We start from the raw sequence: 23,071 nt of genomic DNA, 5'->3' as shown, positions 1-23,071 counted from the left end.
GAAATGGGGATCCTTTTTGTTCTTGCTTTTTTACCACGAAACCTTCACTATTAATAGACAAGTCAAATCTCGCTTTAAGAAAGTAGGAATGATCATTGAATTCGTTTGCAAGTCTGGGACTATCAAAAGGTCTTCAGAAAACCTTAGCTACTACCGGTATAAATAAACCGACACTCATACAAGAAAAAGTAATCCAGGCCCTCATGGAGGGAAAAGATGTCATGGCCAAGGCTCAAACCGGGACTGGTAAAACCTTTGCTTACGTTTTACCTATTTTGGAGAAAAGTAAATCAAACACCCATCACGTTCAGAGTTTAATTATTACACCTACACGTGAACTGGCTATTCAAGTAACAGGCGAAATAAGAAAGCTCACCAGAAAAAACAAAGGATTTAGCGTTCTCTCCGTTTATGGTGGTAAAAGTCATGAAGAGGAAATTAAGGAACTGGAAAAGAATGTAACTATTGTGGTTGGAACTCCAGGGCGGCTATTGGATCATCAGAAAAGAGGGAATCTCGATCTATCACATCTTATGTTTTTGGTCATTGACGAAGCTGATCAACTTCTGCAAATAGGTTTTCTAAATAAAGTTGAAGAAATTTTAAGGAAAACTCCGGCTCAACGTCAAACGATGTTATTTTCTGCGACGATCCCTGCTGACATCAAAAAATTGGGTCGCAAATATATGAAAACTCCACAATTTATCGAGGTGGCGGAGGCTGAAAAATCTACTTCCATTAATCAATTTGCCATTTTTACAGTGGATCGGGCCAAGCAAGACACAGTCATTCAATTAATAGAGTCATTTCAACCAAGTAAATCCATCGTTTTTTGCAGAACGAAACGACGGGTGACGAAATTATATCAAGTGCTGAAATCAAAAGGATATAAAGTGGCTGAACTTCATGGGGATATCCCACAAGAAAAGCGTGAAGTTGTAATGGAACAATTTAGGAACGGTGACGTACCAATGTTAGTTGCGACTGACGTTGCTTCCAGGGGATTGGATATTGAGGGAGTCACTCACGTATTTAATTATGACATGCCTGAGAAAGCCGAGACCTACATTCACCGAATTGGAAGAACCGGGAGAGCGGGTGAAACAGGCTTAGCTTATACACTTTATTCTTCTGAAGAAAGAAGCCTTCTGGACGGAATTGAAACAGAGCTGAATTGTCGCATTCAAAAGCAAAATCTAGGGAATACCATTTCTCTAAAAACAAAAACAGCCTCAAAGAAAAAAGGAGAAAAAAGACAAGGTAAAAGGAAAAGCAAGGAACTGGAATCCCGGACAAGAGGGAAGGACAAGTTCAAAGATAAACAAATGACGAGCAGAAAGTCCTCTAACTCACCAGAACAAAAACCTTCAAAACATTCAGAGGGGACAGCAAGAGAAACGAAGCCGGACTTAACAGGGAGAAGAACAGGAAAAAAATCTTCTTCTAAAACATATAATCAAAAAAATAAACGATAAAACCATGCACACGCATGGTTTTTATTGTGCCAAAATTCTAAGGGGGAGCTGAAGTTATACCAGAATAATATCGCATAATCAAATATGTTATATCAGTATAATGAATGTCTTTCGGCGGTTTTATGGTAGGATAATAAAGGGTATTGCTATGAGTAAAGGAGTTAAATAGATTAATATGAAATTAGTATCATGGAATGTAAATGGAATTAGAGCGTGTGTGAAAAAAGGATTTTTAGATTATTTTCAACATATGGACGCAGATATTTTTTGCCTTCAAGAAACAAAGCTTCAAGAAGGGCAAATCTCATTAGAGTTAGAGGGCTACCATCAATATTGGAACTATGCGATGCGAAAGGGATATTCAGGAACGTCCATATTCACTAAAAAGGAACCACTCGCTGTCTCATATGGTTTCAATGATGACCAGATAGAGCCAGAAGGAAGGATCATTACATGTGAGTTTGATTCTTTTTATTTGGTGAATGTTTATACCCCTAATTCAAAGAGGGATCTGTCAAGATTGGGTGAACGTCTGGAGTGGGAGGATACTTTAAGGATGTATCTTCTTGATTTGGATCAACATAAACCTGTTGTTCTATGTGGGGACCTGAATGTCGCACATACCGAAATAGATTTGAAAAATGACAAATCAAATCGAGGGAATTCAGGCTTTACAGATGAAGAGCGCGGGAAAATGACGATGCTGCTCCAGAAAGGTTTTGTGGATAGCTTTCGATATTTACATCCAGAAAAGGATGATGCCTTTAGTTGGTGGTCTTATATGAGTAAAGTGCGTGAACGGAATATTGGGTGGAGAATTGATTACTTTATTGTGTCCAATCGTTTATCCCCTGCAATAAAGAGTGCGGAAATTCATTCTGAAATCCTGGGAAGTGATCACTGTCCTGTATACTTAGAGTTAGAGTAGTACATACAAGAAGTAGGCAAATTACATTTACGGAGGGTAAAGGATGTTACGAAAAAGATTGCTGCAGTATATTGAAGAATCAAAAGCCACCGTTTCTTTATTTCAACAGGAAAAAGAATATGCAGTAAAGCATGGATTGTTGCTGGATGCTCGCGATATCTCTACTCCAGAGTCGGGTTCACGTTATCAAGATGCTTATATCGAGCGTTGTAATAAGGAAACAGAAGATCTAATCAAAAATGAACCTGTCACATTTCTTGATCAGCCTATCGGCTACTTAAAAGAACATAAGAACGAGTTCATCTTCCTCGAATCAAATTGGTTTGATGTGATTGGAGTGGATGCTGTTTCATTGGAAGTGGATGATGTGTTCGGAACGTATGATGCGATGCTGGGGTTGAAGCTCCAAAAAAAATATCGTACACACATTGTCCAGTATTTAGAAGGAAGGCTTCAAGGAGAAACGTCGTATGACTTATTGTTTAATGGGGAAGATGGATTATGGGATCTAAACATCACATTAAACGATCACCCGGATTTTCATGAAGGTTTATCGATGCTTGCTGTATATGAGCTCATATATGATTTCCTTTTTCTTCTCCTTCAAACGGTGGATGAGGCTTAAAGTAATATGTGAATAAAAATAGAGGGACGGACCTTGTTAAGGTCCGTCCCTTTAATGGTTATCCTTTATTTCCAGGACGCTTGCTGATTTCTTCTGTTACGACATGGGCAAGGTCATCATTGCCGAATAGGGAGAGGACACCCAGTAAAGTCGTGTCGGGAATTTCTTCCGATTCTTCTTTAGGGACCGTTAAGTCAATTCCTTGCAATAAGGCGGGATTTTCCCCTTGATTGGGGTAGGCTTTCTGATAAAGGATTGCAGGGTCAAGGTCGTGATTCACACACCATTGCGCAAACACAAGGATCATCATATGCTCGTCCTTTTGATAATTTTCAATGATTTTTTCTTGCATCTCTTTAGAATTCATTGCATTCTCTCCTTAAACTTCGTATCTACTTCTATTATAACGAAGTTTGGGGAGCAAACCCATTCATTTACTTATGAGGCTGAATAGAGGAATACGTTTTTAAAATCCACCGGTTTAGGTGTATAATAGAATGATGAAAGAAACTTGTTTCACATTGAAAGGAAGTTAAAAAATGAACATTACAAGTCATAGTGCCGAGGAACTGAAAGATCCTACCGGTATTCTAAATGGAGATCGATATGAAGTTATTCTTGATATTGAAGTACCCGAGGATGATGAGCTTTACAGAGAACAGGGTATTTACATAAAAGTCATTTTTGTTCGAGACGAGAACGGTTCCAGGATTGTGCAGTCGACCATTGTAGAAAGAAACACTGAAACGTATCTTGATTTTGAATTAGAAGAAGATGAAGAAAGTCTCATTCTTTCATATTGCGAGGAAAATATCGGCTAATCGATATAAGCTGCACCCTCTACATTCGTAAACAAACGAATGTAGAGGTTTTTTTATTGGTTCATTTATTACCTCACCATAAACATCCAATTTTAACCCTTTCTTTCTAATATGATTGATAATTCAGAGATTTCAGAGTTGGCATGGAAATTGCATAATAATTAATTGAAAGGCTCTATTCGTAAAGTTTGTTGCTATTGTAGAGAAGAAAGTAATAGTTGATTTCCGCTACAGGATGCTCGCTTTCCGCGGGGCTGGCGGTGAGCCTCCTCGGCAAGCCTCCGGGGTCTCACCTGTCCAGCTATTCCCGCAGGAGTCGAGCATCCTTCCGCTCCAATCAACTTTCTAAGCATGTATCCTTCATAGAAATCTATAATAACAAGAATTTTAGCAAGCAATCTCATTTAAGGTAAAAGAGATTGAATTTCATTTTAAGGAAGAAGGATTATTTTTTTCTAGTTACATTGTTTTCTTACACACCTTGAAGCTCTGTCATGAAAATACTGTTTAAGATGGTGAGGGGAACTACGCAGACTCCTGCGGAAGTACGGACGTGTCGAGACCCCGGAAGCGAAGCAGTTCCCCTCACCATCCAGCATAAACCTGGTTGACAGAGCCCTGGTAGATTCTATGCTCGAAAACAACAATCTTTGCGAAAAGAGCCAATTGAAAATAGATTAATAGAAGGGAGAAATGTTGATGAATGGTTATTGGGGTAAAGCGAAGAAACTATTCATTATTATGACTGTATTTACAGTTATAATCAGCTTGGCAACTTCCAGTGTATTTGCCAAGGAAAACGAGAGCAGCATCAAGGGGAATCTAGTGATTGTCGGAGGAGCTTTAGGTAGCAGCAACTCGGCTGTTTACGAAGAGTTCATTAAACTATCAGGGGGGGAAAAGAAAGCGAAAATAGGAATCATTCCTTCTGCTTCAGGCTCTCTGAAGTCATCAAATCAATTTAAGAAAGATTTGATGTCGTATGGAGTAGATGAAAAATCAATTGAAATCCTTCCTCTATCTGCTCACGATTTCTCAGGCACAGAGGAAGACGAAAGTAAATGGAAAAATAATGCTCAAAAGAAAGAAATAACAGAAAAAATCAAGAAGATGACAGGAATTTGGTTTGTCGGAGGAGATCAACTTAAGATCACAGACACATTGGTTAAGGAAAATGGGAAAAACACGAAAGCTTTAGATGAAATTTGGAATGTTTACCGGGAAGGAGCCGTTCTTGGTGGGACAAGCGCCGGAGCAGCCATCATGAGTGATGTGATGATTACGGGTGGTGACAGTTTAGGAGGTCTTCGTCAAGAGTTCATAACGGAAGACGTATCCAATCGAGATGAAGAATATGCACCTGTGTATATCGAAAAAGGGCTTGGATTCTTCCAATGGGGGATTGTGGATCAACATTTTAATGAAAGATCTCGTCTTGGCCGACTAGTAGCTACAGCCATCCATTACGAAACAAACAAACATCACTTCGCCTATGGAATTGATGAAGATACGGCGATGGTGGTTAACAACGAAAAACAAACGATTTCAGTATTAGGAAGAAGTAACATCACGGTAATAGATGTAGCACAATCAACTTCCACTGGAAAAGAAATAAAGAACGTTGATCTTAGTTATCTATCTCCTGGTGATGAACTTAATGTCAAAACGAAGGAATTTACGATGAGCGGGGATAAGGTTGAAACAAAAGGCTATGAATATTATAACTTTAAGCCTCTTGCAGCTACGGGTGTTCTATCATCCTATGGGACACTCCCGCAATACCTGTCGTATTCCCTAGTGGACAATGAAGAAGTAAGTGAGGTACATAGTTACCTTTATGATAGTAAAGGAAATGGTTTTGAGCTCGGATTCAAACAGACAGATGAAACAAACGGATATTGGGGTTATCAGGATGGTCAAAAGGATTCTTACTCTTTATTGCATGTGAAGATGGATATCTCTCCAGTATCGGTCCGCTTTAATGAGAAAGACCGTCTGACACAAGAATATAGGGAGTCAACATTAGAAGTACCTGAGAATTCTTTTGATCCTGAAACAAAGGGAAGTTTGGTGATCGTCGGGGGAGCTTTAGGGAGCAGCAATGAAGAAGTGTACCATGAATTTATTAATCGTACTGGGGAAAATGGGAAAATAGGGATTATCCCTGCAGCAAGTTCCAGTTTGAAATCATCAAAAGCATTTAAAGAGGATCTTTCCTCATATGGTGTTCCGACAGAAAGAATCGACATTCTTCCTATATCTAATCATGACTTTAAAGGGACGGGAGAAGACGAGTCCCAGTGGGCAGATAATAAGAATAACCCGGATTTGGCAGAAAGGATTCTAGAGTATGATGCCATTTGGTTTGTAGGTGGTGATCAAACGGATATCACTCGATCCCTATTAAACGAAGATGGATCGAAGTCAATGGCTCTTGAAAGCATTTGGGAAATCTATCGTAATGGAGCCGTTCTTGGCGGTACAAGTGCAGGAGCTGCAATCATGAGCGATGTGATGATCGCAGGTGGAGGAAGCTACGAGACTCTATCAAAAGGATTTACAGATATGTATGACGGGATGTCTCAACAAGAAGGTGGACCTGGATATCTTGAGAAGGGATTAGGGTTCTTCCCGTATGGTATTGTGGATCAGCACTTTGATAAAAAAGCACGATTGGGGCGTTTAATTGCAACCAATGCTGAACATGGAGAAGAAAATGAATTCGCCTATGGCATCGATGAAGATACGGCGATGATAGTGGATAACGAAGCGAAAACCATTGAAGTAAAAGGTAGAGGCGGCGTTTCCGTAGTAGATTTGAGTCAGTCAAATCTATCACAATCATCGCATACGTATAAAAATATTCAATTATCATGGATTACCTCTGGAGATCAATTAAATTTAAATACAAATGCATATACGATCAGTGATCATAAGGTTTCAACAAAAGACTATGAATATTACGAATATAAAGCTGCTCCCCATACAGGAGTATTAACGCCGCACCCTTCTCTTGCAAACTATTTAAGCTATAGCCTTCTTGATAACTTTGGCCAGGATGAAGTGAAGAGCTATAGTTTTTCTGAAGATGAAGGCTTCGAACTGACTTTCAAAAAGGGAGATCAAACGGAAGGCTTTTGGGGTTATAAAGATGGAAACAAAGATGATTACTCATATCTCAATGTGAAAATGGATATCGTACCAGTAAAAATCTCGATTGAAAACAAATAGAATTGAACGGAAAGCCTGGGCGGATTGACGCTCAGGCTTTTTCAAAGTGAATCAACTTTTCTTAGGTCATTTGCCAGTATATTTGATTGGTAGCATCTGATATACTAGTGATAACAAAGTGCTAGCAGTTGCTAACAGATAGATAGAAAAGGAGGGCGAACCTTGTCAGATCAAGGAAGAATGCAGCTTAATGTAAGGGTTGATACGGAAACATCAAAGAAATTGGATGAAATCGTTGAATACTATCAGCAAAACACGAAGATTGGAAGAGTTTACAAAGGCGATGTGTTAACTGATATCATCCATAAATCCTACGAGGTCATGCAGAAGCAAAAAGCGATTCAAAATCGGAAATATTAATATTTTTCTGTCTTGGGATTCATATGATCAACTCCTCTAATAGATAATGAAAATTCAGCCACTCGGTATGAAAATATGGGATAATTCATGTAATAATATAGGAGACATGTTTAAAATAATGAAAGTAAAAGAGGTCCTCATCGTGCAAATGCCGAAAAAGTTAATCAATATTCAAAAAGGGTCCGGAATTTCCCCGTACATATGGAGCATCATCAGCATCCTGCCATTTTATTTTATCTTTCAGTCCTCCTCTACGATCGAAATTGTTGTAGGGATTTCCTTGACCATCATGTTCTTTATTTCTTTACGATTTGCTTTTATTTCAAAGGACTGGCCGGTTTATTTATGGACATCAATTTTAATTGCGATATCCATTACCATGACCATTCAATTTAATTTTATCTACTTTGCTTTTTATATTGCCTATTATAATGGGAATATAAAAAACCGGGTGGCGTTTTTAACCCTTTATATTATCCACCTTGTGTTAACGACGGCATCGATCAATTATAATTTTGTTATACAGGATGAATTATTTTTATCTCAATTTCCTTTTATTCTGATCATTTGGATAAGCGTCATTCTGTTACCGTTTAATATTTATAATCGAAATAAACAGGTGCAGCTCGAAGATCAGTTGGAAGATGCTAATAAACGTATTTCAGACTTGGTCAAGCAGGAAGAACGCCAGAGGATTGCCCGTGATCTACACGATACTTTGGGTCAAAAGCTTTCTCTCATCGGTTTGAAAAGCGATCTGGCCAGAAAATTGGTGTACAAGGATCCAGAGCAGGCCCGGAGTGAATTAAAGGATGTTCAGCAGACGGCACGAACCGCTTTGAGTGAAGTAAGGACAATGGTTTCACAAATGAGGGGTATTCGATTAAAGGACGAAATCGTCCGGATCAAACAGCTATTAAAGGCAGCGGAAATTGATTTCGTGATGGATGATGAAGTCATGCTGCCCCAAGCATCACTCTTTCTGGAAAATATCTTGAGCATGTGCCTAAAAGAAGCCGTGACGAATGTTGTCAAACATAGTAAGGCTTCATACTGTGAGCTCATCATTGAAGAGTCGGATAAAGAGATGACCATTGTGGTGAAGGATGATGGTGTAGGAATCGGAGGAGATTACACACAGTCTAAAGGCAGCGGTTTAATCGGGATGAGAGAACGCTTGGAATTTGTAAATGGAAGTTTAGACATCCTTACAGAGAATGGGACCATCTTGATTATGAGAGTGCCGAAAGTGATTAAGCAGACAGACAGGGAGGGAATGGAATGATTCGAATTGTTATCGCGGAAGATCAGCGAATGTTATTAGGTGCCTTAGGCTCGTTACTTAGCTTAGAGGATGATATGGAAGTGGTGGGAAAGGCGGGCAATGGAGAAGAAGCCATTGCCCTCGTCCACGAGCTGCAGCCGGATATTTGTATCATGGATATTGAAATGCCTAAAAAGACCGGTCTTGAAGCAGCAGAGGAGTTAAAAGGCGAAAATTGCAAAGTGATTATCCTGACAACCTTTGCCAGGTCCGGTTATTTCCAGCGTGCATTAAAAGGGGGAGTGAAGGGTTATTTGTTAAAGGACAGCCCAAGTGAAGAACTGGCGAACTCGATTCGCCTTGTGATGGAGGGTAAACGTATTTATGCACCAGAGCTCATGGACGATGTGTATAGTGAAGAGAATCCTTTGACAGACCGTGAAAAGGAAGTGTTGGAGCTGGTTGCTGACGGGAAAAACACGAAAGAGATAGCCGATGAGCTTAGCCTGAAAACGGGTACCGTCCGAAACTATATCTCTACCATACTCGACAAGCTTGAAGTTAAAAATCGAATCGAAGCCATCACTCAATCAAAAGAAAAAGGATGGTTTAAATGATGGGCAGGGAGGGACTTCCAACATGGAAGCCCCTCCCTACTTTAATTGTAATGATTGTCATCCCATAATCCATTTTTGTATATTTATACATTTGTAGTATGCAGTTAATATTGCTGTAAAGAGCTTTATTCTTAAAGGAATTTCATTAAAATTTTTAAAGTGGGTATCCTTTGCTGTGATTGGTTTTGTAGGGGAAGGGCGAATGGGAAATTGATGAAAGGTTTTCTTTTTGGTGTTGACAAGCAAAAGAATCATGGTACGATAGCATCGAATACAAAATTTCATAGGACGATCCACTAGGGGTGCCTTATTAAAGGCTGAGATTAAAGTATGACTTTAAGACCCTTTGAACCTGATCTGGTTGAGACCAGCGTAGGGAAGTGGTGTTTGACGGTCGCGTAGAATCGTAATCTTACATTCTGATCTCAAGCCACTTTCTGTATGCTGCATGCATAATGGGAAGTGGCTTTTTTGTTGCCCAGTTCGGGTCGTCTGGAAAAGGAGAAAGATATTATGTCATTTTCAACGTACTTAAGAAACGAAGTAAACGAAATTTGGGAAGCGAGCTTTCAACATCCTTTCGTTAAAGGGATTGGTGAGGGAACCCTCCCCCTTGAAAACTTCAGGTATTACATCCTGCAAGATGCCTATTACCTATCCCACTTTTCAAAGGTGCAGGCACTTGGGGCAGCCAAAGCAACAGACTTACATACTACCTCTAGAATGGCAACACACGCTGTTGGGACAAATGAAGCAGAGCTTTCACTTCATGAAAATTTCTCAAATCGATTAGGGATCACGGAAGAAGAAAAACAGCAGTTTGAACCTGCTCCTACGGCTTATGCGTACACGTCACATATGTATCGGTCCGCTCAGTATGGGGGGCTCGCAGATATTCTGGCGGCAATACTCCCCTGCTACTGGTTGTATTATGAGATCGGTGAACGCTTGAAATCATGTACACCTGAGGAGGCCATTTATCAGGAGTGGATCGCAGCTTATGGGGGAGAATGGTTTCGGGAGTTAGTGGAAGAACAGATTCAGCGACTGGATGGATTGGCAGCAACGATGACAGAAACAGACAAGGAAAGAATGAAAGAGAATTTCATTTTGAGCAGCATTTATGAATTCCAATTTTGGGAAATGGCATACACACTCGAGAAATGGCCGTTTCAGTCTTCTTTAGTCAAAGAAGGTAAAGTACATGTCTAAATTAAAGCTGACGGACATTTTAGTAACGGTCGTGATCTCCATAGGTTTTGGAATTATATATAAGCTTTGGGGACCGGTTTATAACCTGTTAAAGCCATTTGGATTGCATGCGGATCAACTGATCTATGGCATGTGGTTCATGGCGGCAACCGTGGCTTTTTTAATCATTAGGAAACCTGGTGTCGCACTTCTGGCAGAAATTGCAGCATCTTCAGGGGAATTTCTCATGGGAAGTGAATGGGGCCTCGAGGTACTCCTATTCGGTCTTATTCAAGGATTGTTTGCAGAGTTGATTTTCCTTATCACCCGCTATAAGCGTTATGATGTCATCATCATTTGTGCAGCAGCTGTGGGCTCAGCAATTGGCTCAATCCTGATGGACTACTTTAAGGGATACATGGGAGACCTGGTTCTGTGGAATTTATCACTTTTTATTGGTGCCAGATTAATAGGATCCATCGTGATAGCAGGCATAGGAGCCTTTTATCTCGTTAAGGCTCTGGAGAAAACGGGGGTAACCAGTTTAGTCAGAAATGCAGAGCAAAAAGATTATGACGCGTTGAATCAGTAAAGGAGGGAAGGACGATGCATGTTGAAAATCTGCGCCTTACATTCTCCGGTTCAGAGGAACTGATGTTTAAAGACGTAAGCCTTTCAATAGAAGATGGGGAAAAGGTATTGCTATTAGGACCGTCGGGATGTGGCAAATCCACACTCCTCCAGGTTTTTTCCGGTGTGATACCCCATTCGATAGATGTGCCGATGAAAGCTGACTCGATTGAACGTCCTGAATCCTTCGGGTATGTCTTTCAAGATCCGGACGCTCAATTTTGTATGCCCTATGTAGATGAGGAAATTGCCTTTGTTTTGGAGAACAACCAGATTCCAAGAGACGAAATGCCAGAGATTATTAAAGAACTGTTAGAGAAGGTGAATTTAAGTCTGAGGGATTCCCATACGAAAATCTCCTCTCTATCTGGGGGGATGAAGCAAAAATTAGCCATTGCCTCTGCCCTTGCGCTCCATCCCCATACGCTATTTCTGGATGAGCCTACAGCCATGTTAGATGAAGAGAGTACAAAATCTGTATGGGAAACAGTGAAAACGACATGCAAAGATAAAACGTTACTTATCGTTGAGCATAAGCTTGGGCACGTACTGGATATCATAGATCGTATTATTCTTTTCGATGCTAGTGGAAGAATAGTGGCTGATGGTCCAAAGACTCACATTTTATCAAATTTTAAGGAAACAATGAAAACAGTTGGGGTATGGTATCCGGAAGCGTGGAAAGATTATCTTTCTTCCCACCTCCCGGAGAAGGCTGCCCCGTTTGGAAAAACGAATATAAAGCTAGAGAACTTCAAAGGGTATGTACAAAAAGAATTGAAAATCCACCTTGAAAATGCCGTCAGCCTTGAAGGTGAATGGATTGCAATCACCGGAAAGAACGGAGCAGGTAAATCAACATTACTCCACAGTCTCATGAAATTCATCCAAACGACCGGGACGTATGAATTATATGGGAGACAGGTAAAAGGAAAGAATGCTCCCGAGGAATGTACGTTTGTTTTTCAAAATCCCGAGTTTCAGTTTGTAACACACAGTGTGTTTGATGAAGTTGCGTATTCCTTTCGGCGGGGGAAAGTGGATGAAGGGATAGTGGAGGAAAAAGTGCATGCAATTTTAAAGCGATTTAAGCTTGATCCATACAAACAACATCATCCCTATCATTTATCAATGGGGCAAAAGCGCAGATTAAGCGTCGCAGCGTCCCTTGTCAGGAATAAAGATCTTCTATTATTGGACGAACCGACCTTTGGCCAGGATTCCCAAAATACGTTTGCGTTACTTGAGATGCTTCAAGGCTACCAAAAGGAAGGAACTACCATTTTGATGGTGACACATGATGAAAATATTATTACTCACTTTGCATCCAGAGTATGGGTAATTGAAAAGGGGCGTCTCACCCAGGATTTCCATAATGAGATCGCAGGTAGTAAAGCAATATGAATATAGAACTCGAGCATAGAGAAACCTGGCTTCATCAAATAAATCCCAGCTTCAAGCTAATGAGCTTGATCGGGCTTTTTGTATTCCTGCTTTTTATTCATTATCTTAACTGGTTGTTATATTTGAGCTTACTCTTTTTTCTCCTGTTATGGGTGTTCTCGGGATATTCATATAGAACGGTCAGTTTAATGATTTTACCCTTTTTCCTTGTTTTCATCTCTACTGCTTCATCAATGGTTTTATTTGGGAAAGGTGAAACAACATGGATGAAATTTGGATGGATCCACATTACCGAAGAGAGTTTTTATCGGGGGATCCATGTTGGATTGCGTACCATCGTATTCGCTATATTGGGATTATTATTTGCTCTTACAACGAGACCGGTGAAGCTTTTCTACTCCCTTATGCAGCAGCTGAGATTAAAACCTAAGTATGCGTATAGTTTTATGGCAGGATTCAGATTAATACCCATTATGATTGAAGAATTCTTCACGATACGAAACGCCATGAAAGTCAGGGGAGTTGAGGAAATGAAAGGAATAAAGCACGTATTCCATAAAATGAAATCGTATTCCATTCCCCTGCTTGCCCAAAGCATCAGAAGAGCTCACAGAATTGCCGTGGCTATGGAGACAAAAGGTTTTAAAGAAAGTGGGAAACGAACCTATTACTACAGAGTAACCTTCTCGAGATATGATGGATATTTCTTGGGGAGCATTCTCTTCATGATTGTGCTCAGTTATTATTTTTCTACCCATCTACCTATTTTTCCGGCGGGAGATGTTCGCTATGGGAATTGAAACGAGAAAACAATTACATGTGATTTCAACAGGAAAACAATCAGTGGAAGAATTGGTGGAAATCTCGAAGTCCATATATCCATACTTCGACGTGCTCCACCTTCGCGAAAAGCAGTGGACGGGGAAAGAATGGACTGTGGCCATTGACCGTTTAGTAAAAGCAGGAGTCCCATTAACGAAATTATGTGTCAATGACCGGGCAGACATTGCCATTATGAAGCATGCAAGAGGGGTGCAGCTTGGCCATCAAAGTGCGGATATCAGCTTAGTGAAAAGTGCTTTTCCTTCCTTACAAATAGGTGCTTCTGTACATTCCCTGGAAGAAGCGCAACAGGCGATGGATAGCGGAGCGGATTATCTACTCTATGGAAATATCTATGCTACCTCTTCGAAGCCAGGAAAGACTGGTGTGGGGGTAGCAAGCTTAGAAAAAATGGTTCAATCAATCCCTCTTCCTATTATCGGTATCGGTGGTATCACACCTAAACGCGTAGGAGAAATCATGCAAACTGGAGCAAAAGGGGTAGCGGTTTTATCAGGCATTTTCCTTTCAAAGGATCCGATTGATTCAGCACGATCCTATTATAAAGAATTACATATGGAGGTGTGGTAGCTTGGTAAAGCAGTATGACGTCATGATTGTGGGTGGAGGAGTAATTGGCTGCTCCATTGCGTATCAGTTATCCAAAAGAGGAAAGAAAGTTCTCCTGATTGAGAGGAATCAATTGGCGGGAAAAGCGTCGAAAGCCGCTGCAGGCATGCTTGGTGTTCAAACGGAATTACATGGGGGGAGTCCTCTGTATCATTTAGCGATGGCCAGTCGAAATATGTATTCTACTCTAGCTGAGGAACTCAAAGAAATTAGCGGAATGGACATTGAGTATGTAGAAAATGGAATGATTAAACTAGCGAAAACAGAGGAAGAAGCCCAGGACTTACTGGAAGTTGCATCTATAGCAGCAAAGGAGGAACAGGTTGAATGGTTATCTCCTAGTAGCCTATCTATCTACGAACCTCATCTATCAAAGGATGTGGCTGGTGGTTTGTATATTCCAAAAGATGGGAATGTCTCAGCCCTAAAGCTTTCACAAGCGTTAGGTTTAGCAGCATCGAGATTAGGTGCAGAAATGAAAGAATTTACGGACGTTTATGATTTTATTATAGAAGGAAGCAGGGTTACGGGGATTCAAACATCTATTGGTCCCTTTTACGCAGACGAAACGATCGTAGCGGGAGGTGCTTGGAGTCAATCTCTACTGAAACAGCTGAATATGACTTTCAATACGTATCCAGTCAAAGGAGAATGCTTTTCAGTTAAAGTATCCCGCAAAGTAGTAGAGCGTACAATTTTCACGGATGACTGCTACATTGTTCCGAAGATTGGTGGAAGGCTTTTGATAGGAGCAACAGAGAAGCCGCATACGTTTGATGAAACCATTTCCGTAAATGGTTTGTTGAACCTCATGCAGCTGGCGACAAGCATTCTGCCTGATCTAGCTTACGCAGAGTGGGAAAAGGCTTGGGCGGGTATACGACCACACACTCATCATGGATTACCATTTATGGGGAGAAGTGAGGAATGGGAAGGCCTTTCCATTGCAACGGGGCATTATCGTAATGGTATTCTCCTCGCACCAATATCAGGAGTGATGATGGCAGACATTATTGAAGGTAGGGATACTCATTCAAAAGATGAATACCAGAGGAGTTGAGAAAGTGGAATTACGGATAAATGGACAGGTGGTCACGGTACCAGACACAATTTCGACTATAGCAGATTTAATTCACTATTTTAAATTTGAAAATCGAGTGATTATAGTTGAGCAGAATCAAAACATTCTTGAAAAAGATGAGCATGAAAAGGCTGAACTGAATAAGGGCGATACAATTGAGCTAATCCAATTTGTAGGAGGCGGTTGAAATGTTAAAAATCGGAAAGTACACATTCCATTCAAGACTATTACTGGGGACGGGAAAATATCCTGATTTTGATATTCAGAAAAGAGCTGTCGAGATTTCCGGTGCAGAAATTCTTACATTCACGGTAAGGCGTATGAATATTTTTGAGCCTAGTCAACCTAATTTCTTAGAAAAGCTGAATCTTGAAAACTATTCATTGTTACCGAATACAGCAGGGGCAAAATGTGCTAAGGAAGCGGTTCGACATGCGAAATTAGCGAGAGCTTCAGGGCTTTGTGACATGATTAAAGTGGAAGTGATCGGATGTGATAAAACGCTGCTTCCCGACCCCGTTGAGACACTGAAAGCAACGGAGGAATTAATAAAAGAAGGCTTTACAGTGCTTCCATATACGTCGGATGATGTGGTTCTTGCCAGAAGATTAGAAGAATTAGGTGCTCACGCAATTATGCCTGGTGCGTCGCCCATCGGATCAGGGCAAGGAATCATCAATCCAGTCAATCTTCGCTTCATTATTGAACAAGCCAAGGCACCTGTCATTGTGGATGCCGGAATTGGTTCTCCTGCAGATGCGGCTTTTGCAATGGAAATAGGGGCAGATGCGGTATTACTTAATACAGCCGTTTCATCGGCTACCGACCCTGTCAAAATGGCTAATGCCATGAGGCTAGCCATTGAAGCCGGCCGATTCGGATATGAAGCTGGTAGAATTCCGAAGAAACGTTATGCATCAGCAAGCAGCCCGTTGGAGGGGATGAGTGTTTGATGGAAGATAGATATTCAAGACAAACATTGTTTACTCCCATTGGAACAGCGGGGCAGAATCGAATAAGGGATAAACATGTGTTAGTCATCGGGGCTGGAGCACTGGGAACTGGAATCGCGGAAGCACTTGTCCGCGCTGGCATCGGGAAACTTACAATCGTAGATCGTGATTATGTGGAGTGGAGCAACCTTCAACGTCAGCAGCTGTACAACGAGCGGGATGCAAGGAATCGTCTCCCGAAAGCGATAGCAGCCAAAAAAAGACTTCAAGCGATTAATTCAACAGTTGAAATCGAAGGACATATCCTGGACGCCATGCCTGAGGAGATGTCATGGCTTGCCCGTGGGGTGGATCTTATCCTCGATGCCACGGATAACTTTGATACGAGAATGATCATTAATGACGTATCACAAAAATATTCCATTCCCTGGATCTATGGAGCTTGTGTAGGAAGTTATGGTATCTCATTAACCATTCTTCCTGGAATCACTCCATGCCTTCAATGTTTAATCGAGCGTGTTCCGATAGGAGGTTTAACCTGCGATACAGCGGGAATCATCAGTCCTGCTGTATCCATGGTTGTTGCATACCAATCAACCGAGGCATTAAAACTTTTAGTGGGAGACATTGAAGCCCTGAGTCATAAGGTGGTTTCCTTTGATTTATGGAAAAATGAGCATACTTCAATGGATGTGAGGAAGTTGAAAAGAGGAAGTTGCCCTTCATGTGGAGACCAACGAACATATCCAGGTCTCCAGTATGAAAATCAAACAAAAACAGCTGTCCTCTGTGGGAGAGACTCTGTTCAAATACGTCCTTCTTCAACCAATGAGGTTGATCTCGTTAAAATAGCTAAATCTTTTCACAATAAAGGGAAGCAAGTGGACACAAATCCGTATTTGGTTTCTTTCAGTGTTGAAGCCTATAGAATCGTACTTTTCAAAGATGGGCGGGCTATCATTCACGGAACAAAAGATATTAGTGAAGCAAAATCAGTTTATCACCGTTATTTAGGTTGAAAGGAGGAAAACAGCATGATTCAAAAAGCATTGACGATTGCTGGATCTGATAGCGGGGGCGGAGCAGGAATTCAAGCAGATCTTAAAACGTTTCAGGAACTGAAAGTGTATGGAATGTCTGCGATCACTGCGGTTACTGCACAAAATACAAGAGGATTACAAGGAGTGTATCCATTATCGCCAGAGGCTGTCATTGAACAACTGACATCCATTGCTGAAGATTTATCACCTCAAGCGATTAAAACAGGCATGTTAGTGAATGCAGATATCATTTCTAGTGTTGCCGACTTTGTCCTTTCACGCTCCTGGGATATGCTTGTTGTGGATCCAGTGATGATTGCAAAAGGTGGCGCATCTTTATTGGAAGAAGAATCCATATATGCCCTCACCCAATTATTGTTCCCGCTTGCTTATGTGATCACCCCGAATATTCCAGAAGCGGAGGCGTTGACAGGTATAGACATTCTGAATGATGTTGAACGTAAGAAAGCGGCGGAGGTATTGTTCCAAATGGGACCAAAACATGTGGTGATTAAAGGTGGGCATCAATCTCATGCTCAATCTGTACAAGCGACTGACATACTCTTTGATGGAAAGAGATTTTATGAGTTTAGCAGTCCGAGAGTCTTCACACCACATACACATGGAACAGGGTGTACATTCTCTGCTGTGATTACAGCACAATTGGCAAAAGGACATACGGTCTATGATTCTGTCCAAACTGCCAAACAATTTATAACTGCCGCGATCAGTGACTCCCTGGGAATTGGGAGTGAACACGGCCCGACGAATCATTGGGCGTACCATGCAGGTATGAATGTATGACTCTCAGAGAAAGTCTGCAATTATACTTTGTGATGGGAAGCCATAATTGTGAGAAGCATCCGGCACTTGTATTAGAAGAAGCCCTTTTAGGCGGAGTTACCATGTTTCAGTTTCGTGAAAAAGGTATGGAAGGTTTAGAAGGTGATGCGAAAGTTGAGCTGGCACATGAGCTACAGCGTTTATGTCGGCAACACGGTGTTCCTTTTATCGTGAATGATGATGTAGAGCTGGCGTTATTAATGAACGCAGATGGAGTACATATAGGTCAGGAGGATGAACCTATCGAAAAAGTCCGTCGGAAAATAGGGAATAGAATACTTGGTGTCTCCTCACATGACGTGATTGAAGCCAGGTTAGCTGTGGAGTCCGGGGCAGACTATCTTGGAGTCGGTCCAATGTTTCCTACCAATACAAAGAATGATTGCAGAGAGGTCCGTGGCCCAAAAATCATCCAGTCAATAAGAACATATGGGATCGATATCCCCCTTGTCGGGATTGGAGGCATTCATGACAGTAATGCTTCTCAAGTATTGGAAGCAGGTGCGGACGGTGTCGCAGTCATTTCTGCGATTTCAAAACATCCCTTTCGCACGGAAAACTTATCCCAAGTTGTCCAACAAAAGCTTTTACGATCGTAAGCGATCCACAATAAAAAATTAAACCACTATAGCAACATATCTCCCACTCCCTCATCATACTATACAGTAGACCTCGGTCTAACTTGTATTATCATCAACGATAAGAGGGAGGGGTAAGAATGAATGTCTGGTTTGTTTTGTTAAACATTTTGGTGTTTCTTGTTCTCATTGGTGTATTACTTTATATGCAAAGGAAAAATGTTTCATTTTCAAAACGGGTGTTTACCGCTCTGGGGCTGGGAATTTTATTTGGTCTTGGATTACAGTGGGTATATGAAGCAGGGGATGAAAATGTCACACAATCGATCGAATGGTTTAACATCGTCGGAACCGGCTATATTAAACTTCTGCAAATGATTGTCATGCCATTAGTGTTCGTGTCCATAATATCAGCCTTCACTAAATTAAAACGGTCGCATAATTTAGGGAAGATCTCCGTGCTGATCATTGGATTGCTGGTAGGCACAACAGCCGTTGCTGCTGCTGTCGGAATTGCTACGACCGTGGCTTTTGACTTGGAAGCGATCCAGATTGATCAAGGAGATGCAGAAACGGCAAGGGGTGTTCAATTAGAGGAGAGAGCAACAGCTTTAGAAGGCCAGAGTTATCCTCAAAAAATTCTCGAGCTTTTACCTGCGAATCCGTTCCTGGACTTGACGGGACAAAGAGCAACCTCAACGATCGCTGTCGTAATTTTCGCAGCTTTCATCGGTATCGCTTACTTGGGGGCTCAGCGCAAAGAGCCTGAGGCTGCTGAATTTTTCAAGAAGATCGTTGATTCCGTCTATGCTGTAGTGATGAGAATCGTGACTTTGGTGTTACGACTCACTCCATTCGGTGTGTTGGCCATCATGGCTAAAACAGTGGCATTGAGTAATTTTGATAGTATCATGAAGCTTGGAGAATTTGTTGGAGCGTCTTATGTGGCCTTGATTATCATGTTTGCCATTCACTTAATCATGCTTACTCTTCTTGGCTTAAATCCGGTCACTTACATGAAAAAAGTTTTTCCTGTATTGGCATTTGCTTTTACGTCGAGATCCAGTGCCGGAACACTTCCACTTAACATTCAGACACAAAAGAATAAATTGGGTGTTTCAGAAGGGATTGCCAACTTCTCAGGATCATTCGGGTTATCCATCGGTCAGAACGGTTGTGCAGGTGTGTATCCTGCCATGCTTGCAGTGATGATTGCACCGACTGTCGGGATTAATCCATTAACCCCTTCCTTTATTCTTACGCTCATCGTAGTGGTGGCCATCAGCTCCTTCGGTGTTGCTGGCGTTGGAGGCGGAGCTACGTTTGCTGCTATCCTTGTTCTATCCGCCTTGGATCTTCCAGTAGCGTTAGCGGGGCTATTAATTTCTGTTGAACCTTTGATTGATATGGGGCGAACAGCAGTTAATGTGAGTGGTGCAATGACATCTGGAATCATAACAAGTAAAGTGACAGGGGATTTGGATAACGAAACGTACAACAAAGAAATCATTGAAGCAGAAGCTTAAAAAAGAGGGCTGGCTCATTCAAATATGAGTCAGTTTTTCTTTTGTATGAAAATTAATTTATCTATTTCCAGTCATTATGATTGAAAATTCAGAGTATATTCATTACTATAGAATTAAACATACCGACCGGTTAGTATCTAAGGTGTGTGAATGAAATGCTGTAAAAGATGAGGAGGCACGACCATGCATGTGAATGAATTATTTGATTTATCAGGTAAAGTTGCCCTTGTGACTGGAGGAGGCAGGGGGCTCGGAAAACAAATCGCGACAGGGTTTGCTGAGGCGGGGGCAAACGTTGTAGTATGCTCGAGAAACGTTGAAGCATGTGAAGACGTGAAGAAGGAATTAGAAGAAATTGGTGTCCAATCACTGGCATTGAAATGTGATGTCACTAATCCTGAAGATGTACAGCACGTTGTAGATGAAACGAAGAAGGTTTTCGGCCGCATTGATATTTTAGTGAATAACAGTGGTGCATCCTGGGGGGCACCTGCAGAAGAAATGCCTCTTGACGCTTGGCATAAAGTGATCAATGTGAATGTAAACGGTACTTTTATTATGTCACAGGCCGTGGGGAAATTAATGCTCGAGCAACAGGGAGGAAAAATCATTAATATTGCTTCCGTAGCAGGTCTTCAAGGTACAGACCCACGTTATATGGATGCCATTGGCTATAGCACCAGTAAAGCAGCGGTCATCAATTTCACGAAGGATCTAGCCGTGAAATGGGGATCCCGCGGAATTCATGTGAATGCAATTGCACCGGGATTCTTTCCAACAAAAATGTCAAAAGGAATTCTATCTCATGCAGGGGAAGCCATTTTAAACGGAACACCATTAAATCGATTCGGTACCGAAGATGATTTAAAAGGAGCGGCACTTTTCCTGGCGGCTCGTGCATCTGACTTTGTCACTGGTTCAGTTCTCGTCGTGGATGGTGGATCCTCAGCGATGTAACCAAGTGGGAAGTATTACATGTGGTGGTTAAGAAAGGATGGATGTAATGGATTTCTCCTATTCTCCAAAAGTACAAGAATATCAAAATAAAATATCCCGTTTTATGGAAGAATACGTGTACCCGAACGAATCCCTCTATGAAAATCAGCTCAATCAGCATGAAACCCGCTGGAGTGGGGTTCCTACAATCATGGAAGAATTAAAAGCTGAAGCGAAGAAACAAGGATTATGGAACCTATTTCTTCCTCAAAGCGAATATGGGGCAGGGCTCAATAATGTAGAATACGCCCCTCTTTGTGAAATCATGGGGAGATCTCTGATCGGCCCTGAAGTGTTTAATTGCAATGCTCCTGATACAGGAAATATGGAAGTGTTGGAACGTTATGGGACGCCCACTCAAAAACAACAATATCTTATCCCACTTCTAAATGGTGATATCCGTTCGTGTTTCTCTATGACTGAGCCTGATGTCGCGTCTTCCGATGCAACGAATATAAAGGCGAGTATCATCCGGGATGGAGACGAATACATCATTAACGCGAAGAAATGGTGGTCATCTGGCGCCGGTGACCCTCGGTGCAGCTTTTCAATTTTGATGGGAAAAACGGATCCAGAAGCGAGTCGTCATGAACAGCAATCAATGATTATCATCCCACTTAATACACCGGGTGTGAAAATTGAGCGTATGCTTCCTGTGTTCGGTTACGATCATGCCCCTCATGGTCATGGAGAAATCACCTTTACCGAAGTGAGAGTCCCTCTAGAAAATATGATCTGGGGTGAAGGAAAAGGTTTCGCTATTGCACAAGGAAGATTAGGACCGGGGCGAATCCATCATTGTATGAGATTAATCGGGGCAGCAGAGCGGGCACTTGAAGAATTATGTAAGCGTGTTCAGGATCGTGATGCATTTGGAATGGCGTTGGCAAATCAGGGGGTCGTAAGAGAATGGATTTCGAATTCAAGAATTGAAATCGAACAAGCCCGACTTCTCACAATGAAAGCAGCCTACATGATGGATACAGTCGGCAATAAAGCAGCGAAACAGGAAATCGCCATGATTAAAGTGGTGGCTCCTTCCATGGCTTTACGTGTGATTGACCGGGCCATTCAAGCGTTCGGGGCAGCAGGAGTATCGGATGACTACACGTTGGCAGCTCAATGGGCAAATGCCCGTACACTGCGCCTTGCTGATGGACCTGATGAAGTACACCGCGCCCAATTGGCAAAATTGGAATTGAGAAAACACGAAAAAGCTTCTCCTGTAGAGAGCTAGGAAGAGAGTTGGATGATGATGAGATTACAAGGGAAAGTTTCCGTTATTACAGGTGGGGGCGGAGGAATTGGGCGCGCTACAGCACTAAGGTTCTCAAAAGAAGGTGCTGCTGTTGTAGTAGCAGATCTGGATGATGCAAGTGGTGAAGAAACGGTCAGACTCATTCACGAAAAAAAAGGAAGTGCACTCTTTGTCAAGACGAATGTGCGGGAAAGTGAAAGCATTCAATCCCTCGTACAAACAACGGTAGAACATTTCGGAGGTTTCGATATCCTTATCAATAATGCAGGAATCGGACAGTCGGAAGTCAGGAGTATTGATCTGGACGAAAACGAATGGGATGCCGTATTGGATACAAACCTAAAGAGCATTTTTCTGGGAATGAAGTATGCCATACCTGAATTGATGAAAAAAGATGGTGTAATTGTGAATGTATCGAGCCTTCTCGGTTTAAAGGGCCGCAAATACGTGTCAGCCTACAATTCGGCAAAAGGTGGTGTCATCCTACTGACACAAAATGCTGCCCTGGAATATGGAAAGGATAATATTCGAGTGAATGCAGTAGCGCCTGGGGTTATTGATACGAACATCATCAATGGTTGGAAGAAAGATGAGAAGAAATGGTCGGCGATCTCTCAATCAAATGCTCTAAGACGGATTGGAAATCCAGAAGAAGTCGCATCAGCGATTCTGTTTTTAGCTTCTGATGAGGCTTCCTTTATAACCGGTGCCACACTATCTGTTGATGGTGGAGGATTAATCTTTTAAGGTACATTCAGAATTAGTATATGAGTAATCTGAAATGGAAGGAATGATTTT

General features: G+C 41.6%; 24 protein-coding genes and 1 riboswitch. Of the genes, 23 read left to right on the top strand and 1 reads right to left on the bottom strand.

From position 1 onward, the window contains the following. Positions 1–95 precede the first annotated feature (95 nt). The 3 genes from AAEM60_RS12420 to AAEM60_RS12410 all read left to right on the top strand — a co-directional run bounded on the left by AAEM60_RS12420 (position 96) and on the right by AAEM60_RS12410 (position 3,028). Entirely contained in the window at positions 96–1,475 is a 1,380-nt protein-coding gene (locus AAEM60_RS12420; RefSeq protein WP_341356431.1) for a DEAD/DEAH box helicase, read from the top strand. Positions 1,476–1,650: 175 nt separating this feature from the next. Further along, positions 1,651–2,403 carry an exodeoxyribonuclease III gene (locus AAEM60_RS12415; RefSeq protein WP_299737266.1) on the top strand — a complete coding sequence of 251 codons (753 nt, stop codon included), beginning with the start codon at positions 1,651–1,653 and terminating at the stop codon, positions 2,401–2,403. A gap of 43 nt (positions 2,404–2,446) precedes the next feature. Then, a complete protein-coding gene (locus tag AAEM60_RS12410) occupies positions 2,447–3,028 on the top strand; it encodes a branched-chain amino acid aminotransferase (protein WP_341356430.1) in 582 nt (193 codons plus the stop codon). 58 nt (positions 3,029–3,086) lie between these two features. Here AAEM60_RS12410 and AAEM60_RS12405 read toward each other — a convergent pair whose 3' ends face one another. Beyond that, positions 3,087–3,395, bottom strand: coding sequence for a hypothetical protein (locus AAEM60_RS12405; RefSeq protein WP_299737261.1), 309 nt, complete (start codon positions 3,393–3,395; stop codon positions 3,087–3,089). Between the two features lie 172 nt (positions 3,396–3,567). Between AAEM60_RS12405 and AAEM60_RS12400 the strand changes: the two genes are divergently transcribed. The 20 genes from AAEM60_RS12400 to AAEM60_RS12305 all read left to right on the top strand — a co-directional run bounded on the left by AAEM60_RS12400 (position 3,568) and on the right by AAEM60_RS12305 (position 23,020). Continuing rightward, on the top strand, positions 3,568–3,849 hold the full coding sequence (locus tag AAEM60_RS12400) for a DUF6509 family protein (protein WP_299737259.1): 282 nt from the start codon (positions 3,568–3,570) through the stop codon (positions 3,847–3,849). 699 nt (positions 3,850–4,548) lie between these two features. Beyond that, on the top strand, positions 4,549–7,080 hold the full coding sequence (locus AAEM60_RS12395) for a cyanophycinase (RefSeq protein ID WP_341356429.1): 2,532 nt from the start codon (positions 4,549–4,551) through the stop codon (positions 7,078–7,080). Positions 7,081–7,242: 162 nt separating this feature from the next. Beyond that, the gene (locus tag AAEM60_RS12390) at positions 7,243–7,440 is read left to right on the top strand and encodes a hypothetical protein (protein WP_299737255.1); all 198 of its coding nucleotides are present in this window, start codon (positions 7,243–7,245) and stop codon (positions 7,438–7,440) included. Positions 7,441–7,588: 148 nt separating this feature from the next. Further along, positions 7,589–8,725 carry a sensor histidine kinase gene (locus AAEM60_RS12385; RefSeq protein ID WP_341357999.1) on the top strand — a complete coding sequence of 379 codons (1,137 nt, stop codon included), beginning with the start codon at positions 7,589–7,591 and terminating at the stop codon, positions 8,723–8,725. Continuing rightward, positions 8,722–9,321, top strand: a complete 600-nt coding sequence (locus AAEM60_RS12380) for a response regulator transcription factor (protein ID WP_148968912.1) — start codon at positions 8,722–8,724, stop codon at positions 9,319–9,321. The genes AAEM60_RS12385 and AAEM60_RS12380 overlap by 4 nt, the downstream gene beginning before the upstream one ends. Positions 9,322–9,609: 288 nt before the next feature. After that, positions 9,610–9,717: riboswitch (TPP riboswitch) on the top strand. A gap of 117 nt (positions 9,718–9,834) precedes the next feature. Beyond that, positions 9,835–10,533: a thiaminase II gene (tenA, locus tag AAEM60_RS12375; protein WP_299737247.1), complete on the top strand. Its 699-nt coding sequence runs from the start codon at positions 9,835–9,837 to the stop codon at positions 10,531–10,533. Beyond that, on the top strand, positions 10,526–11,104 hold the full coding sequence (locus AAEM60_RS12370; protein WP_299737245.1) for an ECF transporter S component: 579 nt from the start codon (positions 10,526–10,528) through the stop codon (positions 11,102–11,104). The genes tenA and AAEM60_RS12370 overlap by 8 nt, the downstream gene beginning before the upstream one ends. Before the next feature lie 14 nt (positions 11,105–11,118). Beyond that, positions 11,119–12,546 (top strand): ATP-binding cassette domain-containing protein, encoded by a 1,428-nt coding sequence (locus tag AAEM60_RS12365; RefSeq protein ID WP_341356428.1) that lies wholly within the window; start codon positions 11,119–11,121, stop codon positions 12,544–12,546. Beyond that, complete coding sequence (locus AAEM60_RS12360) at positions 12,543–13,346, top strand: energy-coupling factor transporter transmembrane component T (protein WP_341356427.1); 804 nt, start codon at positions 12,543–12,545, stop codon at positions 13,344–13,346. Before AAEM60_RS12365 ends, AAEM60_RS12360 begins: the two co-directional genes overlap by 4 nt. Next, positions 13,336–13,959, top strand: coding sequence for a thiamine phosphate synthase (locus tag AAEM60_RS12355; protein WP_299737238.1), 624 nt, complete (start codon positions 13,336–13,338; stop codon positions 13,957–13,959). Before AAEM60_RS12360 ends, AAEM60_RS12355 begins: the two co-directional genes overlap by 11 nt. 1 nt (position 13,960) lies before the next feature. Beyond that, on the top strand, positions 13,961–15,058 hold the full coding sequence (thiO, locus tag AAEM60_RS12350; protein ID WP_299737236.1) for a glycine oxidase ThiO: 1,098 nt from the start codon (positions 13,961–13,963) through the stop codon (positions 15,056–15,058). A gap of 4 nt (positions 15,059–15,062) precedes the next feature. Then, positions 15,063–15,266, top strand: a complete 204-nt coding sequence (gene thiS, locus AAEM60_RS12345; RefSeq protein WP_299737233.1) for a sulfur carrier protein ThiS — start codon at positions 15,063–15,065, stop codon at positions 15,264–15,266. A 1-nt stretch (position 15,267) separates the two neighbouring features. Continuing rightward, positions 15,268–16,032 carry a thiazole synthase gene (locus AAEM60_RS12340; protein ID WP_341356426.1) on the top strand — a complete coding sequence of 255 codons (765 nt, stop codon included), beginning with the start codon at positions 15,268–15,270 and terminating at the stop codon, positions 16,030–16,032. Further along, on the top strand, positions 16,032–17,051 hold the full coding sequence (locus tag AAEM60_RS12335) for a thiazole biosynthesis adenylyltransferase ThiF (RefSeq protein WP_341357998.1): 1,020 nt from the start codon (positions 16,032–16,034) through the stop codon (positions 17,049–17,051). Before AAEM60_RS12340 ends, AAEM60_RS12335 begins: the two co-directional genes overlap by 1 nt. A 15-nt stretch (positions 17,052–17,066) precedes the next feature. Next, positions 17,067–17,876: a bifunctional hydroxymethylpyrimidine kinase/phosphomethylpyrimidine kinase gene (gene thiD / locus AAEM60_RS12330; RefSeq protein ID WP_341356425.1), complete on the top strand. Its 810-nt coding sequence runs from the start codon at positions 17,067–17,069 to the stop codon at positions 17,874–17,876. Further along, the gene (gene thiE, locus AAEM60_RS12325; RefSeq protein ID WP_341356424.1) at positions 17,873–18,514 is read left to right on the top strand and encodes a thiamine phosphate synthase; all 642 of its coding nucleotides are present in this window, start codon (positions 17,873–17,875) and stop codon (positions 18,512–18,514) included. Before thiD ends, thiE begins: the two co-directional genes overlap by 4 nt. A gap of 119 nt (positions 18,515–18,633) precedes the next feature. Next, positions 18,634–20,019 carry an L-cystine transporter gene (locus tag AAEM60_RS12320; RefSeq protein WP_299737225.1) on the top strand — a complete coding sequence of 462 codons (1,386 nt, stop codon included), beginning with the start codon at positions 18,634–18,636 and terminating at the stop codon, positions 20,017–20,019. A gap of 183 nt (positions 20,020–20,202) precedes the next feature. Next, positions 20,203–20,976 carry an SDR family oxidoreductase gene (locus AAEM60_RS12315; RefSeq protein ID WP_299737223.1) on the top strand — a complete coding sequence of 258 codons (774 nt, stop codon included), beginning with the start codon at positions 20,203–20,205 and terminating at the stop codon, positions 20,974–20,976. Positions 20,977–21,022: 46 nt separating this feature from the next. Beyond that, positions 21,023–22,252, top strand: coding sequence for an acyl-CoA dehydrogenase family protein (locus AAEM60_RS12310; protein WP_341357997.1), 1,230 nt, complete (start codon positions 21,023–21,025; stop codon positions 22,250–22,252). 18 nt (positions 22,253–22,270) lie between these two features. Beyond that, positions 22,271–23,020, top strand: coding sequence for a glucose 1-dehydrogenase (locus tag AAEM60_RS12305; protein ID WP_299739552.1), 750 nt, complete (start codon positions 22,271–22,273; stop codon positions 23,018–23,020). The last annotated feature ends 51 nt before the right edge of the window (positions 23,021–23,071 follow it).

This window comes from Rossellomorea sp. y25, assembly GCF_038049935.1.
In the GTDB taxonomy this organism is placed as follows: domain Bacteria; phylum Bacillota; class Bacilli; order Bacillales; family Bacillaceae_B; genus Rossellomorea.
This window is presented reverse-complemented; position numbering and strand designations above follow the sequence as displayed.